Raw genomic sequence first — 14,929 nt, forward strand, 5'->3', positions numbered from 1 at the left:
AAAAACCAAAATGTTAGAAACCTTCTTTGGATAACCTACATCCAAGGAGAGGTAGCTAGATTTCAGACTTTCCGGTCAAGTTCCATTCCTTTCTTCTATTTCTTTAGAACTGTACAATGATTGCTTATCTGCAATAGAGCAATGATAATTTCGGACACTCCGCTTATTACTAGGCGTCCTTTTACTGCTTTATGTACTTACGACACAGAGAATGCTCAGCCAATATTGCTGAATAGTCGAAATTTGTGAGATAAGTAGGTATGAACTTCCTCATGTACTAGCGCACTGTGTCAGTTCCCTATTTTTCAGTCGTTTTTACGACCTCACAACTTAACATTCTACTTGAACTAAGGACCATGCGAAAAAGATAAATCAGCAGGTAATCTCAATTTTCTTGGCTGATTTTCTATTTTCGCTGTGTCCTCTTAACGTTCTCGTTACTTAATCCACAAACACGTCTTCGTAGGCTACTGAGATGTCTGGATCTGGACTTTCTTGTGCGAATTTAACAGATGCTTCTACTTGTTCTGCTACTTGTACTTCGATAGCATCCAATTCTTCATGGCTTGCAATCCCATTGTCTGTCAAATACTTACGATATTTCTTAAGCGGATCTTTTGCTTTCCACTCATTTACTTCTTCTTTCGTACGGTAAACACCCGCATCCGCTGTTGAGTGACCAAACCAGCGATATGACTCAACCTCTACCATAGCTGGACCATTCCCTGCACGTACGTATTCGATCACTTCTTGCATTTTTTCATAAACCGCAACAACATCATTTCCATCTTCAATATAATGACCTGGCATACCATAAGCGGCTGCACGAAGATAAAGGTGTGGAATTTTTGTGGAATAAGAAATATCTGTTGAGATACCGTAGCGGTTGTTAGTAATGAAGAAGATAACTGGCAAGTTCCAAACCGCTGCCAAGTTCATTGATTCATGGAATGACCCTTCATTAGTCGCTGAGTCACCTGAGAAGGCAATAACGATATTATCTGTTCCAAGATACTTTTGTGTTAAAGCTGCACCAACAGCTAAAGCATATCCACCACCTACAATACCATTTGAACCGAAGTTTCCTTTTTCAACGTTTGCCAAGTGCATAGAACCGCCACGTCCTTTAGACGTACCGGTCGCTTTACCAGCAAGCTCAGCCATCATTCCATTGATGTCGATTCCCTTAGCGATAACATGTCCATGTCCACGGTGGTGCGAGAAGATGATGTCTTGGTCTGTCAAACCAGCAATTGGACCTACAGCGGCAGCCTCTTCCCCAACTGAGAAGTGAGTCATACCTTGTACAAAGCCACGGCGTACTAGCTTATTTAATTTCATATCAACATCACGAATCTGTTGCATTTTCAAGAACATATCCAAGTGCTGTTCTTTTGAGATAGATACCATAATTTCCTCCAAAGGTTTTTCTCTTTCTGTACTATGATAGACCAATATTTCACAAATGGCAAATAATTGAACCGTTTTCTTTTTACAGAAACTTTCGTGAAAACCCTGATTTCGTGCGTTTTTTCACAAATTGACAAAATGTATCCTTTGCTGATTTGATTGTTATTTCACAAACTTTCAATAGTAGCTTGCATGCCTATTTCTTTTCTGTTAATATAAGTACGGAGGTTCTTATGGAGTTTGATCTATTTCTTATGATTTGCAATTATATCGGAACTATCGCTTTTGCTGTCTCTGGAGCTGTCAAGGGGATTAAGAAAAAATTAGATATTTTTGGTATTAGCCTGCTCAGCGTCATCACAGCTGTCGGAGGAGGAATTATCCGTGATACCATAGCTAATCGCATCCCTACTGCTTTGACCGATCCTGCTGCCATCTATTTGTCCATTGGAGTAGCCATTATCATGTATATCATCGTCATCAACCTAAAACAGGATAAGCCCTTAGATAAGCGAAGGCTTCACCTTCTATCTCAGATCAATCTTATCTTCGATGCTATCGGCCTTGCCATTTTCGCACTCATTGGAGCTAGCACCGGAGTTGCACTTCAGCTAAATGCAATGACTAGTGGTATCCTTGCCGTCCTAACTGGAGTTGGCGGTGGTATTGCTCGAGACCTACTCGTCAACGAAACACCAATCGTTCTCAAAGAAGATGTCTATGCAGTTCTCACTCTCTTTTCAGGAATTCTCTATCACCTGTGTGTTGTGAATTGGCATTTACCACAAATTCCAACCTTTATCAGTATCTTTATGATCGCCTTGATCATTCGTCTCCTGGTAATAAAATACAAGGTTAACCTCCCAAATATGGAAAGCAAACGAAAAGGTGGAACACAGTTCTAGATTCAGGCTGAAGAACAGTTCCTTTCAGCTAGGAGTTTCATTCTTTTTGCAAACAATAAATACTTTACAAACCAATAATCGGGAGTCGTCCTCGTTTTTGATTCCCAACTACAATAAAGCAAAATTAAGAAAGTCGAATGTTTCCATCCGACTTTTTTTCATTTTAATCTTTCTGTTCAAGAGCGCGCAACATTTGATCGATTTTGTTACCATACTCAATTGATTGATCTTTTTCAAAGACCAAATCAGGAATTTTATAGAGGGTCAATTTGCGCCCCAATTCACGTTTAATTGTTCCAGTTGCTTTTTCCAGACCAGTTTGTGCTTTTTGATTGTCTGAAGCCAAGCTGCTCATAATCGTGTAGTAGACCTTGGCCATCGACAAATCACCAACCATCTGTACATCTGTAATCGTCACACCTTGCACACGGGGATCACGAACTTTTTTTTGCAAAATCTCATTGACTTCACGCTTAATTTCCATACCCACACGATCTGTACGAAAATGATTTGCCATAGGAACTCCTTTCTAAATTCAAGATGCAAGGACATCAAGGAGAGTAAGGAAAAATAAGAAAACTAACAAAGGCTCTGTAACAGCAAGCTTCCATATTTTTTACCAACATCTCAGCTTATCTTTCTGTTTGAACTAGATGCAGGAAAAGGAGGCCCCTTCCTGTACTTGGTGACAAAATATCGGTTTTCTATTTTCTCTGCCTACCTTAGATCTTTGTATCTTATTTCTTAATTTCTTCCATGATATACGCTTCAATCGTATCATCAATCTTCAAGTCATTGTAATTCTCAATCATGAGACCACCCTCTTGGGCATTTCCAACTTCTTTCACATCATCCTTATAATGTTTCAAGCTAGCCAGTTTTCCATCAAAGAGTACTACACTATCACGGATAACACGAACATTGGAGTCTCGGGTAACCTTACCACGTACGACCATAAAACCACCGATTGTACCGACTTTAGACACTTTGAAGATTTCACGAATAATCGCTTCACCGATAATCTTTTCTTCGTATTCCGGATCAAGCATCCCTTTCATGGCATCCTCCATCTCCTCAATCACCTTGTAGATAATACTGTGGAGACGTACCTCAACGTCATCGGCTTCAGCTTGCTGACGAGCTTCTGGAGTAGGACGAACGTTGAAACCAATAACAAGAGCATTTGATGCTTCAGCTAGAGTGATATCCGATTCATTGATTGCACCTACAGCAGAGTGCACAATATTGACACGGACACCTTCTACCTCAATCTTTTGAAGGGAAGATGCAAGAGCTTCAACTGAACCTTGGACGTCTGCTTTTATAATCACATTAACAGATTTAACTTCACCAGCTTTAAGAGTATCAAAGAGGTTCTCAAGACTAACACGTTGAGTTGCTTGGCGTTGTTTAAGAAGAGCACGTTTAGCACGTTCTTCACCAGCCGCACGAGCAGATTTCTCATCCTCGTAAACCGCAAAATGGTCTCCGGCCATCGGTGTTTCGTTCAAACCAGTGATAGATACCGGAGTAGAGGGACCAGCCACTTTGACACGACGACCGAGGTCATTCGTCATAGCACGGACACGACCAAAGGTATTACCAACAACGATTGGATCTTGAACATTTAGAGTACCTTGTTGAACAAGGAGAGTCGCAACCGCACCTTTCCCCTTATCCAGATGCGCTTCAATAACTGTACCGATAGCACGAACAGTTGGATCTGCTTTGAGTTCCTGGATCTCAGCTACAAGAAGAACTGTCTCCAAAAGCTCATCAATATTTTGGTTGAATTTAGCTGAGATTTCTACAAACTCAGATTCACCGCCCCAAGCCGTAGAGATAACTCCATGCTCAGCCAACTCACCGATAACGCGCTCTGGATTGGCACCTGGTTTATCAATTTTGTTGATTGCAACAATAATTGGAACATTGGCTGCTTTTGAATGGTTGATCGCTTCAATCGTTTGAGGCATAACACCATCATCTGCGGCAACAACAAGAATGGTCAAGTCGGTAACAGACGCACCACGTGCACGCATGGAAGTGAAGGCCGCATGTCCAGGGGTATCCAAGAAAGTAATCTTCTTGCCAGCTTCCTCAATCTGGTAGGCACCGATATGCTGCGTGATTCCCCCAGCTTCTCCTGTTGCAACACGAGAATTACGAAGAGTGTCCAAGAGGGTTGTTTTCCCATGGTCAACGTGTCCCATGATGGTCACAACCGGTGGACGTTCTGTCATTTCCTCTTCATTGAGGTATCCCTCTTCTACGAAGAAACGCTCAATATCTGCATTGTCTACTTCCACTTTTTCCTTAGCTTCAATACCATAATCCACCATAAGCAGTTCAATAGTATCTCCATCGAGAGACTGATTTTGTGTCGCCATAACCCCCATAAGGAAGAGTTTTTTCACAATTTCTGCTGGTTCTCGCTTAATCCGTTTTGCAATCTCAGCAACGGTCATACCAGCTGTGTATTCAAACTCTGTTGGCAACTCATGGAACTTGCGTTCTGTGACAGGCTTAGCAGGCTGGTTGTTCCTGCCTTTTTTATTTTTCTTATTGTTATTCCAGTTACTTGTTCTTTGATTTCTCACTTGATTTTGACTATTTCGATTTCTTTGTTGTTTTCTTGGACCATCTTCTTCGTCACTATTAAAGTCACGTTTCTTATCAGGTCGAGCTTGTTTCTTACGACGTGTATCTACAGCAGTTTCTGCTACTTGCTCCGGTACCGATGTGGCAATAGTAGGCTTAACAAATGGCTTAGTTTCTACAACCGGTTCTTCAAACTTGATTTCCTTTGGCTTCTTAGGCTGTTTTTTTGCCTCCTGAGCCTGACGGAAACGCTCCTCACTAGTACGAGCATACTCAGCATTTTGCTCTGCCTTCAAAGCAGCCGCACGTGCCTTGAAGTCAATCTTCGGCATTGCAGCTCTAACTTCTTCTTGACGACCAAAACTACCGTTTTTGCCAGAGCGACTATCTTGACGACGATTATCACGGCCATCACGACGATCGCTAAAGCGATTATTCTTTCGCTCTTCTGAGCGCCGATCGCGACGTTCATTTCGCTCATGATTTGGGTGGCCTTGACCACTTTGGCGGTTATCCCGGCGCTCCTGGCCAACTTTAGCCTGACCTTGTCTCTGATTTCGCTTAGCTGCCTGCTCTTTAGCACGCGCTTCACGTTCAGCTTTAAAATTGCGACTCTGTGGACGATGCGGTGCCGGTTGATCTACAGTTGCCTTTACTTCCTCTTTAACTGTTGGTTGTGGCTCAACTACTTTTTCAACCTTAGCTGTCTCTGCTTTCGGACTTTCTACAGACCGCTCAACTTTACCACTTACTTCCACAGACTTCGTTGTCCTTGATGAAAAACTTTCAGCAAGACGCTTGGCACTTGCAGCATCCACACTTGAAGCATGGCTTTTTACATCAAACCCTAATTCCTGAGCCTTCGCAACAACTTCCTTACTGCTTACGCCCAATTCACGGGCAATTTCATTCAATCTCTTCTTAGACAATATCTTGTCCTCCTGTTCTATTACATAATAGACCTCATCTTCTTTGTAAATCCAGCGTCTGTCACCGCAAGGACTTTTCTGGCCTTACCGACAGCTGCACTCAATTCCAGCGTTGAAAACACTGTTACAACTTCTACTTGATAGGTATAACTTTTATCTGTCACTTTTTTGCTTAAATTTACTGCGGCATCATTGGCCAAGAAAACCAATTTTGCCTGTCCTTTTTGAATGGCCTCAACAACCAATTCTTCACCTGAAATCAGGCGACCAGCTCTTTGAGCCAAACCTATTAAATTTAAGATTTTCTGTTTCTTATTCGAGTCCAAGTTCTCTCCTCTTGACCTTATGTTCAACATAGGCAATCAGTTCATCATAGAACTCTTCCGCCACTTCCATGCTAAATGAACGATTAAAGACATGTCGTTTTTTAGCCTGAGCTGCCTCATCATTATCAAGCTTGATATAAGCTCCACGACCATTGGCCTTGCCCGTTGGGTCGATGAAAACTTGACCTTCTTTATTCTTTACAATGCGGAGCAAATCCCGTTTGTCGATGATTTCACCGGACACCACAGACTTGCGCAAGGGTATTTTTCTAGCTTTTGCCATGGTCGCTCCTTTTGCTTTATTCTTGTTCTTCAGCAGCTTCTTCTACAACTTCTTCTGTCGCATACTGGGCCGCCTCAAATGCCTCGTATTCTGAAGCAGACTTAATATCAATCCGGAAACCAGTCAAGTGTGCAGCCAAGCGAACATTCTGACCACGACGACCAATTGCCAAGGATAATTTATCATCTGGTACAACAACCGTCGCATGCTTGCCATCTTCTGTATCAAACAATACTTGATCCACCTCAGCTGGCGCAAGAGCATTGTAGATGAATTCTGCTTCATCTGCCACCCACTCGATGACATCAATATTTTCCTCTGTCGGAATCATACGATCGCTCTTAGCGTCATAGCGAGCTGGATGAAATTTATTGGTAATCTTCTTAATGTTTGATCCGCCACGCCCAACGATTGTACCGATGGCATCAACGTTGGGGTTATGGCTACGCACAGCTACCTTTGTGCGGTCACCTGCTTCACGCGCCACACTCATGATCTCAACAGTTCCATCGTACACTTCAGGAATTTCCTGTTCCATGAGACGCTTAATCATTTCAGGATGGCTGCGGCTTACAAAAACGTTAACTCCGCGACCATTGTCTTCCACTTTGTAAACATACACATCAATCCGATCATGAGATTGAAAAACCTCACCTGGAATCTGATCTTGTTTTGATAACTGGGCTTCAATCGTACCAAGATTAACATAGATGAAACGATTGTCAAAACGTTCCACTGTTCCAGACATGATTTCATTTTCATGCTGCTTGTAGGTATTGAAGGTTATAGCACGTTTTTGTTTGCGCATTTTTTCCATAATGGTTTGCTTCGCTGACTGAGCAGCAACGCGACCAAATTCGGCTGGATCTTCTGGGAATTTAATTTTGTCGCCCATTTCATACGCTGACGAAATAGCCAAGGCATCTTTTAGGCTGATTTCTAAACGGCTGTCGAACACCTCGTCTACCACTTCACGCACTGTAAACACATGAAAATCACCCTTTTTCTCGTCAAATTCAATCACTGCTGACTCTGCTTGACCATAGCGACGCTTGTAGGCTGAACGAAGAGACTCTGTCACAGCTTCGATGATGTCTGCTTTGTTAATCCCCATGTCTTCCTCTAAAATACGGAAGGCTTCTAGCATTTCTTTACTCATGATACTTTCCTTTTGCTTCCAAAAGGTCCTTTCTTAAAATCTTATATCTGCTCTATTAGACACTGACTGTCAAAGACTACTACACTTTCACGGCCAAACGAGCCTTAGCCACTGTTTGGTAAGGAATAGCAACTTCCTTCTTACGAGTTCTATCCATGTATTCCATAAGCAGAACATTTCCATCAAAGGACAGGAGGGTTCCTTCAAAAACCTTGACCTTATCAATAGCTTGATAAAGTTTGACATGGATGTACTTCCCAACCGCCTGTTCAAGAGCAACCACCGTTTTCAAAGGACGCTCCAATCCTGGACTGGTTACCTCCAACATGTACTGCTCTGGGAATGGATCTGGTTTTATAGTATCCAAAATAGGACTGATCATTTCTGACAAATCTGCCGTGTCTTGGAGAGAAATTCCTCCTTCTTTATCTACAAAAATGGATAAGACATAATCACCACCCATTTTGCCATATTCCACATCAACCAATTCATAAGGTGCCTGAATAGCAGGAATAATCGCTTCTGTGACTAAATCAATAATAGATGACATAAACACCTCCTCATTCTATCATCTTGTTAAACAAGGTAATCCATCAATACTTCAACAAATATAATGATTGCTGCTCCCAGATAGTTAGAACTAACCTACAAATCATCTTATTTGACCTGTATCCCCATACGGAAATAATCACCTCAACAGAATAAAATCAATGTATAGGGAAAGGGTTGACTTAACGCCAACCCCCTTTTCTCATTATTACTTTTTTTATTCTAGCATATTTAGTTTTGTTTGTAAAGGAAAACGATGTAAAAGCCTACTAAAAGCAACTCACTCCCTAATAAGCGCACACCAACATTCAAAATTTATCAAAGCAAATCAACAAGATTTTCAAAGAATACAACGCAAAAAGGAGCCTATCAAAGCCCCTTGCCATCATCACTAGAACTGTGCTTCTACTCGATAGATAACCTGACCCTTGTTTGAGAACTTCTCCTCATACTCCGTCATAACATTACCTTCCAAACCATCCGCATGCAAGTCTAACCAAACTTGTTTCAAAATCATGCCGTACTGAGAAAAACTGGCCAAGCTATACTCAAAGAGACCACGGTTGTCTGTCTTAAAGTGAATTTCTCCATGTTCAGGCAATATTTCTTTATAGGTATCCAAGAAAGACTTGTAGGTCAAACGGCGCTTCTCATGGCGCTTTTTGGGCCACGGATCTGAAAAATTCAAATATAGCTGATCAATTTCGGCTGGTGCAAAATAATTGGTCAAGCTCGAACCATCCACTTGAAGTAGCTTGATATTGGGTAAGCCAGCCTCAAGAACACGATCCAAAGCATAGCTCAAAACAGTCATCTGAATATCAATCCCAATATAGTTGATATTGGGATTTTGAGCTGCCATACCTGTCACAAAACGTCCCTTACCAGAACCCACTTCGATATGGATAGGATTGGTATTCCCAAATATTTCCGCCCATCGTCCCTTACACTCTTCCGGATTGGAGATGACATACTGCGGATTGCTTGCTAGCAGTTCACTAGCTCCCTTGCGATTTCTAACTCTCATACTTCCTTATAGAAGCTCTGACGGAACTGCCGCAGAGCATAAATTTCCTTGTTCGCCGCTAAAACATTGTAACTTTCCACATGCTTAGCGATTTGATTCAAATAGCCCAACTGACCATACCAATAAATCTTATTTAATACTGTCCCGTTGTATTTATAACCATACGCTCGTAGCCATTCTTCCCATGACTGGCGTGGAATGTAGTGGGTCAAGATATAAGCGACATCCAACATTCGGTCTGTTAGACAAGCCGTTTCCCAGTCTGTCAAATAAACCAACCCCGAGGTTGTTTCCACCCAGTTACTATGGTGCAAGTCACCATGAACAAAGGTCGCAACTTCCTGACGGAAAACCGGCAGATTATCCAATAACTCCTGACAAATGGATTGCAGATAAGAATTCTGCCCCAGTCTTGTCGGTGCCTCTTTTTGCCAGCGATAAACTAAATCCTGAGGCTCCATGTAGGTATAGTTCATCTGCAAGGCTTGATTGAGCAGAATCCGTGAGTAATGCATTCTTACCAAAATCTGACGAACCTGCTTGCTGGTCATATCTTGCCACTCTAAGGTACGCCCATTTAACCACTCTTGTTCTACACGATGCCCCATCCCCGCTTCACGGTTGGCCGATAAAACAGGTGGTGTAATTTGCTCGCGTGCTAGAGCAGAGACTATCGGAGGCATCTCATATTTCACAAAGACTGGCGTTCCGTCTGACCGCAGGCCTTTAAACGCTTTGCCACTGTTTCCTGCAATAGACTGTAATTGTAGCCCACTGGTATCAAACTGCATGCCTTTCCTCCTTTAAAAATTCCTTACTATTTTACTAATTTTCAGCTATTTAGTCAATCAATTTTTTCAATTTTAATGGTAAATATACCTCATGCAAGAAAATACCAATGAGAGGTAAGAATATCACCATTATTTTCTCTTGGCTAAATAGCAGAGCAATGACCACTTCCACCGCTAAAAGACCATATAGAATGACACGAAGAAGCCGTTGAAAACCAACTTTCCTGCGTTGACCATCAAGAGGATACAACTGTGTCAGATATTGGTAATCATAATGTTTGTACAAACCTAACAGTTGAAATAAGAGTAGGTAGTGAAAAACGACTACTAGACCGATAGATATCCATGATTCCTCAATCGCAATCACAGACAAAATAGCTAACAAAAGCAAACGTACAGTCAAGCCCAAGTAATCACCGGCCCTTAAAAAGGCTCGCAGATAGAGATAAAACCAAGTCTGTCCCTGCTTTTTCTTCGCCAAGTTCAATAAAGTATCCAGATAACCCCTACGTTTAACGGTCGTCGTTATCCCTTTTACAGTGGTAAATAAGGCAAAGAAGCGCAAAATGGTCTGCTTTCTCTTTTGCTCTCTTTCAATAGCCTCAGACCAATCAAACACATTTTGCGATTGATACAGGGCCATCTGTCGCCTTATAAGGATAATCTTCATTCCCAACAATCCCAGAACATAGAGAACAATCATCCAGACCGTCAAGCCTAGTTTTAAATAGATAGGGACTAAAATGAGCTGCAACAAGATCTGAATTCCACTCCAGAGCAAGAAACTCCGTATAGCAGCCGTTCTAACCTCTTCTGAAACCTCTTTTTCTTTAGGTAAGAGAAAAACTTGATCGGCCTCTTCCACATAAATCGCAAGCCTTCCTACAAATAGCAACAGGCCATTGATAACTAGGACACTCAATCCAACTGACCAAGTATTTTCAGGAAAATTAAGCAAGAGCTGACGGTATTGTAGACTGAGAAAACCCAGAAAAACCATGAGAACCAAAACAAAATGATCATTCAAGACATAGCGCAAGTACTTGGAGCAACGCTCAAGAAAGTCTAAGCGGCGCCTTTGAAATAATTTTCTCATCTGACCACTCCCTCTTGCGTCAAGGCAAGATAAATATCACTGAGACTGGCCTCTTCCATAGCAAAAGTTGCCTGTAGCTCAGCCAAATTTCCAGCTGCTCGTACCTGCCCTTGGTGGAGAATAACAAACCGATCACACATTTTTTCAGCCGAATCCAGAACATGCGTTGACATCAAGATAGAAGTTCCCTTTGCTTTTTCTTCCTCTAGGAGAGCAAGCAAATCGGCAATAGCTACCGGATCCAAACCTAAAAAAGGCTCGTCAACGATCAACAGGCTTGGTTCTACCATAAATGCACAGATAATCATCACTTTTTGCTTCATTCCTTTTGAAAAATGAACAGGGAACCAATCCAACTTTTCGTCCAGACGAAAAATATTCAGCAACCGCTCTGCTCGGTTCCAAGCCTGCTCCCAATTCAAATCATAAGCCATAGCAACAACTTCCAAATGTTCTTTGAGAGTTAGCTCCTCGTATAAACTAGGCGTTTCTGGGATAAAACCAATCTTTTTTCGATAATGTTCTGCATCCTGTGTCAGGCTTTGGCCATCAATCAAAATCTGTCCTTGATAGGGTGTCAAAAGGCCGATAATTTCTTTTATGGTAGTTGATTTTCCAGCACCATTAAGACCGATTAAGCCGACCAACTGTCCATCTTCAACTGTAAAAGATACATCTTTCAAGACAGGGATATTTACATAGCCACCTGTGACATTTTTTACTTCTAACATACAATTCTTCCTACTATTTGATATAATTATTATAACAAAAATCCCAGAAAGAGGTTGTCATTATGTCGGATTGTATTTTTTGCAAGATTGTTACTGGAGAAATTCCTGCATCCAAGGTCTACGAAGACGACCAAGTTTTAGCCTTTTTAGATATTACACAGGTCACAAAAGGGCATACATTGGTTATTCCTAAAAAGCACTACCGCAACATTCTCGATATGGATGGAGAAGCTGCTAGCACTCTCTTTTCTGTTGTTCCAGCTATTGCCAAACAATTGAAAGAAAAACTCGGTGCTAGCGGGCTCAACATTGTCAATAATAACGAAGCAGAAGCTGGACAAACGGTTTTCCATACTCATGTCCATCTCCTACCTCGCTTTGGTAAACATGATGGTTTGGACATCCGTTTCAAGACCAATGAGCCTGACTTTCCAGCCTTGACTCTATTGGCTCAAGACCTCTATCTAGGAGAATAAGATGAAACTTCGCAATATCATTTTAACTATGAGCGCCGCTAGCGCTGCCTTTCTTGCAATTACTCACCGAGACAAAATCACAAAAGAGATACGAGAGACCAAGCAAATCCTAACAGACATACAAACGAGTAAAGCCAATATTAACACTCAGCTAGCCATCATTCAACGTTTTCAACAACCCTTACAGGAGATGGCTACTGACCTTCAATACAAGACACGGGCATATCGACAAAGTATTGCTGGAAATCTGGAAGAAATTCAAAAAATCCAGTCAAAATATAAAAAACAACGATAGTGCCGCTGGCTATATACAAAAAGAGGTTGGAAATCCAACCCTTTTTGCATTATTGTCCCTCTATTTCCTTTCCAATAGCTGGTTCCGTTGAGGAATCTCTTGTCTGTGTTTCAGGCATAACCGTCGTACTAGTAGAGGTAGCACTCCCTAGTTCTGGATCTAAAGTTTCTGCCCACGGACTAGCTTCTAGTTCCAATAATTTTGTATAAACATTATATACATTGATTGGACTAAGCAAGCCTAACTGCTTTTCATAAACCTTAACGTTAGTTACCAAGTCCTTCTTCTCTTCCAGACCAATTGATTTTTTCAAAATATTTTGCATCTCCAAGAGATGTTGGCTAGTCGGTAATTGATAGTAGACCTCATCAATCATACGATCAACACCACGTACCTGATAAGAATTTAGCTTCCCTATCGAATCTTTGTAGCCTAGGAGTTCAGGTATCGTAGCTGGATTGATTTCAATATTGGTCCGCATATTATTGGAAATAGCTGTCAAGATCTTCTTATACTGTGTAAAACCATCCAATTGCAACAGCTTTTTAACAATAGCAGTGATAACCTCACGCTGACGGCGCTGACGACCAATGTCACCTTCTGGATCATCATAGCGCATCCGAGCATAAACAAGTGCCTGATCACCATTCACTAATTGCTTCCCTGTCGGAACGATTGCAGTATAAGCCGGTTCCTGTTCTGAAATCGTAATCGGAAAGCCAAGTGTATTGTTTACTTCAATTCCTCCGACCGCATTAACCAATTCTACCAAGCCATCCATATTGATCTCTATATAGCGGTCAATATGAATATCCATCATTTTCTCAATCGTTGCAATGGCCATCGGTGCCTGCCCGTAACTATAAGAATGATTCAATTTTTCAACCGTTCCAGTTGATTTTCCATTTGCACTAGCAATCTCCACCATGATGTCTCTCGTCAGACTCATCATATTGGTCTCTTTGGTTTTAGGGTTGACTGTCACCAAAATCATGGAGTCACTTCGCCCACCTTCCCAGTCAACACCACGAGTTGCCTGATCCGTATCCACTCCCATCAGAAGAATGGTTAGAGGCTCCGTTGCATCAATTGGGGTAATCTTATCTTCTCCATCCAGTTTCTTAAAGGTCTTTGAAATAGCATCCGTTGAAAAGTTTAATAGACTGACTCCATAAACAAAGCCTGCTCCAAGCGTCAGCCCTACAATAGCCAAAGACATTAAGAATATTTTTTTTCCAATCGTCATATATCACCAATTAGCTTACCCATATAATAGAGATCAAGCCATTCTCCTTCATCTGTTCTAGCACCTCTCACCTGAGTTCCTTCAATGACAAAGCCCAGCTTCTGATACAAATGTACCGCTGCCTGATTACGAACTTGGACAGTCAACTCCAATCGCCTGAGCAAATTCATTTCCTCTGCCCAATGCAATACTTCCTCCAGTAAAATCGTCCCTAGACCGTGACCCCAGTAGACTTTTTTTACTGCAATAAAAATATTTCCGATATGGCTAATGCGAAACTGCTTAGAGGACTTAACAGAAATTGCGCCGACGACTTCCGAACCAACCTTAGCCAACAGGCACAATTCACGAGGATTTTCGATTCCTGCCTCGAAGATGGTCTCCATTTCATCAACACTAAATCGAAAACCAGTCTCATCCATGACCAGATAATCCGTTTCTCTAGCAACTTGATTCATAAAATCAATAAAAGCTGCTGCATCAGCTGGTTCAGCTTCACTAAAATACACTTCTTTTTCAGACATTTTGGAACTCCTTCGCTAAATCGCTACTTTGAGCTCCATGAGATTCGACTGTCAATCGTCGACCATCTCCCTCTTTCTCTATACGAATGAGCAAATAGTCATCAAATAGACTGACATCCAGTAATTCTCCCCACTCGATAACCGTTAGACCTCCTCCATAGAGAAAATCATCCAAATCAATCGAGTCAGGGTCATCTCCAATTCGATAAACATCTAAGTGATAGAGCGGCATGGTCCCCTCATACTCTCGAACGATCGTATAAGTAGGACTCTTAATCATCTGTTCAATTTTTAACCCCTTGGCCAAACCCTTGGTCAGAGTTGTTTTCCCAGCACCCAAATCACCTGATAATACTAGAACTTGATTTGGCTTACAGGCTTTTCCAATTCTCTCACCAATGGCAATCAATTCATTTTCATTATGACTATACATACATTTCATTATACCATAGCCTACTTGGTTTGTCATAGGTCTACTTTAAAAGTCAAAACGACAGACCATCAACTCCGGTTTGATAAACATATAGAGCGGGCAGTCTGCTATGGTACCAAAGAGTTAAGAAAATAGCAAAAAATAAACA

At 41.6% G+C, this 14,929-nt stretch carries 16 protein-coding genes and 2 pseudogenes; 3 read left to right on the top strand and 15 right to left on the bottom strand.

The annotated features are described in order from the left end of the window. Positions 1-441 precede the first annotated feature (441 nt). The gene (locus tag SR187_RS08150) at positions 442-1,410 is read right to left on the bottom strand and encodes a thiamine pyrophosphate-dependent dehydrogenase E1 component subunit alpha (protein WP_024531903.1); all 969 of its coding nucleotides are present in this window, start codon (positions 1,408-1,410) and stop codon (positions 442-444) included. A 233-nt stretch (positions 1,411-1,643) separates the two neighbouring features. On the opposite strand from SR187_RS08150, the gene SR187_RS08155 reads away from it, so the two are divergent. Continuing rightward, positions 1,644-2,315, top strand: a complete 672-nt coding sequence (locus SR187_RS08155; RefSeq protein ID WP_120172152.1) for a trimeric intracellular cation channel family protein — start codon at positions 1,644-1,646, stop codon at positions 2,313-2,315. Between the two features lie 163 nt (positions 2,316-2,478). On the opposite strand, the gene rbfA is transcribed toward SR187_RS08155, so the two are convergent. The 11 genes and pseudogenes from rbfA to SR187_RS08205 form a co-directional block, all read right to left on the bottom strand. Further along, the gene (gene rbfA / locus SR187_RS08160; protein WP_120172154.1) at positions 2,479-2,832 is read right to left on the bottom strand and encodes a 30S ribosome-binding factor RbfA; all 354 of its coding nucleotides are present in this window, start codon (positions 2,830-2,832) and stop codon (positions 2,479-2,481) included. Positions 2,833-3,052: 220 nt separating this feature from the next. Next, a pseudogene (infB, locus tag SR187_RS08165) lies at positions 3,053-5,554 on the bottom strand (translation initiation factor IF-2); the annotation flags it as partial. A gap of 170 nt (positions 5,555-5,724) precedes the next feature. Next, positions 5,725-5,845: pseudogene (locus SR187_RS10295) on the bottom strand (translation initiation factor IF-2 N-terminal domain-containing protein); the annotation flags it as partial. Positions 5,846-5,865: 20 nt separating this feature from the next. Next, positions 5,866-6,201 (bottom strand): YlxQ-related RNA-binding protein, encoded by a 336-nt coding sequence (locus tag SR187_RS08170; protein ID WP_050579602.1) that lies wholly within the window; start codon positions 6,199-6,201, stop codon positions 5,866-5,868. Continuing rightward, positions 6,158-6,454 carry an RNase P modulator RnpM gene (rnpM, locus tag SR187_RS08175; RefSeq protein WP_120172155.1) on the bottom strand — a complete coding sequence of 99 codons (297 nt, stop codon included), beginning with the start codon at positions 6,452-6,454 and terminating at the stop codon, positions 6,158-6,160. Before rnpM ends, SR187_RS08170 begins: the two co-directional genes overlap by 44 nt. 16 nt (positions 6,455-6,470) lie before the next feature. After that, positions 6,471-7,613, bottom strand: coding sequence for a transcription termination factor NusA (gene nusA / locus SR187_RS08180; RefSeq protein ID WP_024531897.1), 1,143 nt, complete (start codon positions 7,611-7,613; stop codon positions 6,471-6,473). A gap of 79 nt (positions 7,614-7,692) precedes the next feature. Then, the gene (gene rimP, locus SR187_RS08185) at positions 7,693-8,163 is read right to left on the bottom strand and encodes a ribosome maturation factor RimP (RefSeq protein ID WP_120172157.1); all 471 of its coding nucleotides are present in this window, start codon (positions 8,161-8,163) and stop codon (positions 7,693-7,695) included. Between the two features lie 390 nt (positions 8,164-8,553). Further along, positions 8,554-9,189 (bottom strand): tRNA (guanosine(46)-N7)-methyltransferase TrmB, encoded by a 636-nt coding sequence (gene trmB / locus SR187_RS08190; RefSeq protein WP_024531895.1) that lies wholly within the window; start codon positions 9,187-9,189, stop codon positions 8,554-8,556. Beyond that, the gene (gene ccrZ, locus SR187_RS08195) at positions 9,186-9,980 is read right to left on the bottom strand and encodes a cell cycle regulator CcrZ (protein WP_024531894.1); all 795 of its coding nucleotides are present in this window, start codon (positions 9,978-9,980) and stop codon (positions 9,186-9,188) included. Before ccrZ ends, trmB begins: the two co-directional genes overlap by 4 nt. A gap of 49 nt (positions 9,981-10,029) precedes the next feature. Continuing rightward, positions 10,030-11,076 carry an ABC transporter permease gene (locus SR187_RS08200; RefSeq protein ID WP_120172159.1) on the bottom strand — a complete coding sequence of 349 codons (1,047 nt, stop codon included), beginning with the start codon at positions 11,074-11,076 and terminating at the stop codon, positions 10,030-10,032. Next, a complete protein-coding gene (locus SR187_RS08205; RefSeq protein WP_120172160.1) occupies positions 11,073-11,807 on the bottom strand; it encodes an ABC transporter ATP-binding protein in 735 nt (244 codons plus the stop codon). Before SR187_RS08205 ends, SR187_RS08200 begins: the two co-directional genes overlap by 4 nt. A gap of 62 nt (positions 11,808-11,869) precedes the next feature. Between SR187_RS08205 and SR187_RS08210 the strand changes: the two genes are divergently transcribed. Both SR187_RS08210 and SR187_RS08215 read left to right on the top strand, forming a co-directional pair. Next, positions 11,870-12,283 (top strand): HIT family protein, encoded by a 414-nt coding sequence (locus SR187_RS08210; protein WP_120172162.1) that lies wholly within the window; start codon positions 11,870-11,872, stop codon positions 12,281-12,283. A 1-nt stretch (position 12,284) separates the two neighbouring features. After that, entirely contained in the window at positions 12,285-12,578 is a 294-nt protein-coding gene (locus SR187_RS08215; RefSeq protein WP_120172164.1) for a chemotaxis protein, read from the top strand. Positions 12,579-12,627: 49 nt separating this feature from the next. Here SR187_RS08215 and SR187_RS08220 read toward each other — a convergent pair whose 3' ends face one another. The 3 genes from SR187_RS08220 to tsaE are packed head-to-tail and all read right to left on the bottom strand — an operon-like array spanning position 12,628 to position 14,781. After that, positions 12,628-13,824 carry an LCP family protein gene (locus SR187_RS08220; RefSeq protein WP_024531889.1) on the bottom strand — a complete coding sequence of 399 codons (1,197 nt, stop codon included), beginning with the start codon at positions 13,822-13,824 and terminating at the stop codon, positions 12,628-12,630. After that, a complete protein-coding gene (locus SR187_RS08225) occupies positions 13,821-14,348 on the bottom strand; it encodes a GNAT family N-acetyltransferase (protein WP_120172165.1) in 528 nt (175 codons plus the stop codon). The genes SR187_RS08220 and SR187_RS08225 overlap by 4 nt, the downstream gene beginning before the upstream one ends. After that, on the bottom strand, positions 14,341-14,781 hold the full coding sequence (tsaE, locus tag SR187_RS08230; protein ID WP_029187388.1) for a tRNA (adenosine(37)-N6)-threonylcarbamoyltransferase complex ATPase subunit type 1 TsaE: 441 nt from the start codon (positions 14,779-14,781) through the stop codon (positions 14,341-14,343). The genes SR187_RS08225 and tsaE overlap by 8 nt, the downstream gene beginning before the upstream one ends. Positions 14,782-14,929 lie beyond the last annotated feature (148 nt).

Source organism: Streptococcus ruminantium (assembly GCF_003609975.1).
Lineage (GTDB): Bacteria > Bacillota > Bacilli > Lactobacillales > Streptococcaceae > Streptococcus > Streptococcus ruminantium.

Coding starts and splice junctions, on each gene's coding strand:
- SR187_RS08210 (WP_120172162.1), top strand. CDS start 11,870: ATGTCGGATTGTATTTTTTGCAAGATTGTTACTGGAGAAATTCCTGCA.
- rimP (WP_120172157.1), bottom strand. CDS start 8,163: ATGTCATCTATTATTGATTTAGTCACAGAAGCGATTATTCCTGCTATT.
- SR187_RS08155 (WP_120172152.1), top strand. CDS start 1,644: ATGGAGTTTGATCTATTTCTTATGATTTGCAATTATATCGGAACTATC.
- nusA (WP_024531897.1), bottom strand. CDS start 7,613: ATGAGTAAAGAAATGCTAGAAGCCTTCCGTATTTTAGAGGAAGACATG.
- SR187_RS08215 (WP_120172164.1), top strand. CDS start 12,285: ATGAAACTTCGCAATATCATTTTAACTATGAGCGCCGCTAGCGCTGCC.
- SR187_RS08170 (WP_050579602.1), bottom strand. CDS start 6,201: ATGTTGAACATAAGGTCAAGAGGAGAGAACTTGGACTCGAATAAGAAA.
- rbfA (WP_120172154.1), bottom strand. CDS start 2,832: ATGGCAAATCATTTTCGTACAGATCGTGTGGGTATGGAAATTAAGCGT.
- SR187_RS08205 (WP_120172160.1), bottom strand. CDS start 11,807: ATGTTAGAAGTAAAAAATGTCACAGGTGGCTATGTAAATATCCCTGTC.
- rnpM (WP_120172155.1), bottom strand. CDS start 6,454: ATGGCAAAAGCTAGAAAAATACCCTTGCGCAAGTCTGTGGTGTCCGGT.
- SR187_RS08225 (WP_120172165.1), bottom strand. CDS start 14,348: ATGTCTGAAAAAGAAGTGTATTTTAGTGAAGCTGAACCAGCTGATGCA.
- tsaE (WP_029187388.1), bottom strand. CDS start 14,781: ATGTATAGTCATAATGAAAATGAATTGATTGCCATTGGTGAGAGAATT.
- ccrZ (WP_024531894.1), bottom strand. CDS start 9,980: ATGCAGTTTGATACCAGTGGGCTACAATTACAGTCTATTGCAGGAAAC.
- trmB (WP_024531895.1), bottom strand. CDS start 9,189: ATGAGAGTTAGAAATCGCAAGGGAGCTAGTGAACTGCTAGCAAGCAAT.
- SR187_RS08220 (WP_024531889.1), bottom strand. CDS start 13,824: ATGACGATTGGAAAAAAAATATTCTTAATGTCTTTGGCTATTGTAGGG.
- SR187_RS08200 (WP_120172159.1), bottom strand. CDS start 11,076: ATGAGAAAATTATTTCAAAGGCGCCGCTTAGACTTTCTTGAGCGTTGC.
- SR187_RS08150 (WP_024531903.1), bottom strand. CDS start 1,410: ATGGTATCTATCTCAAAAGAACAGCACTTGGATATGTTCTTGAAAATG.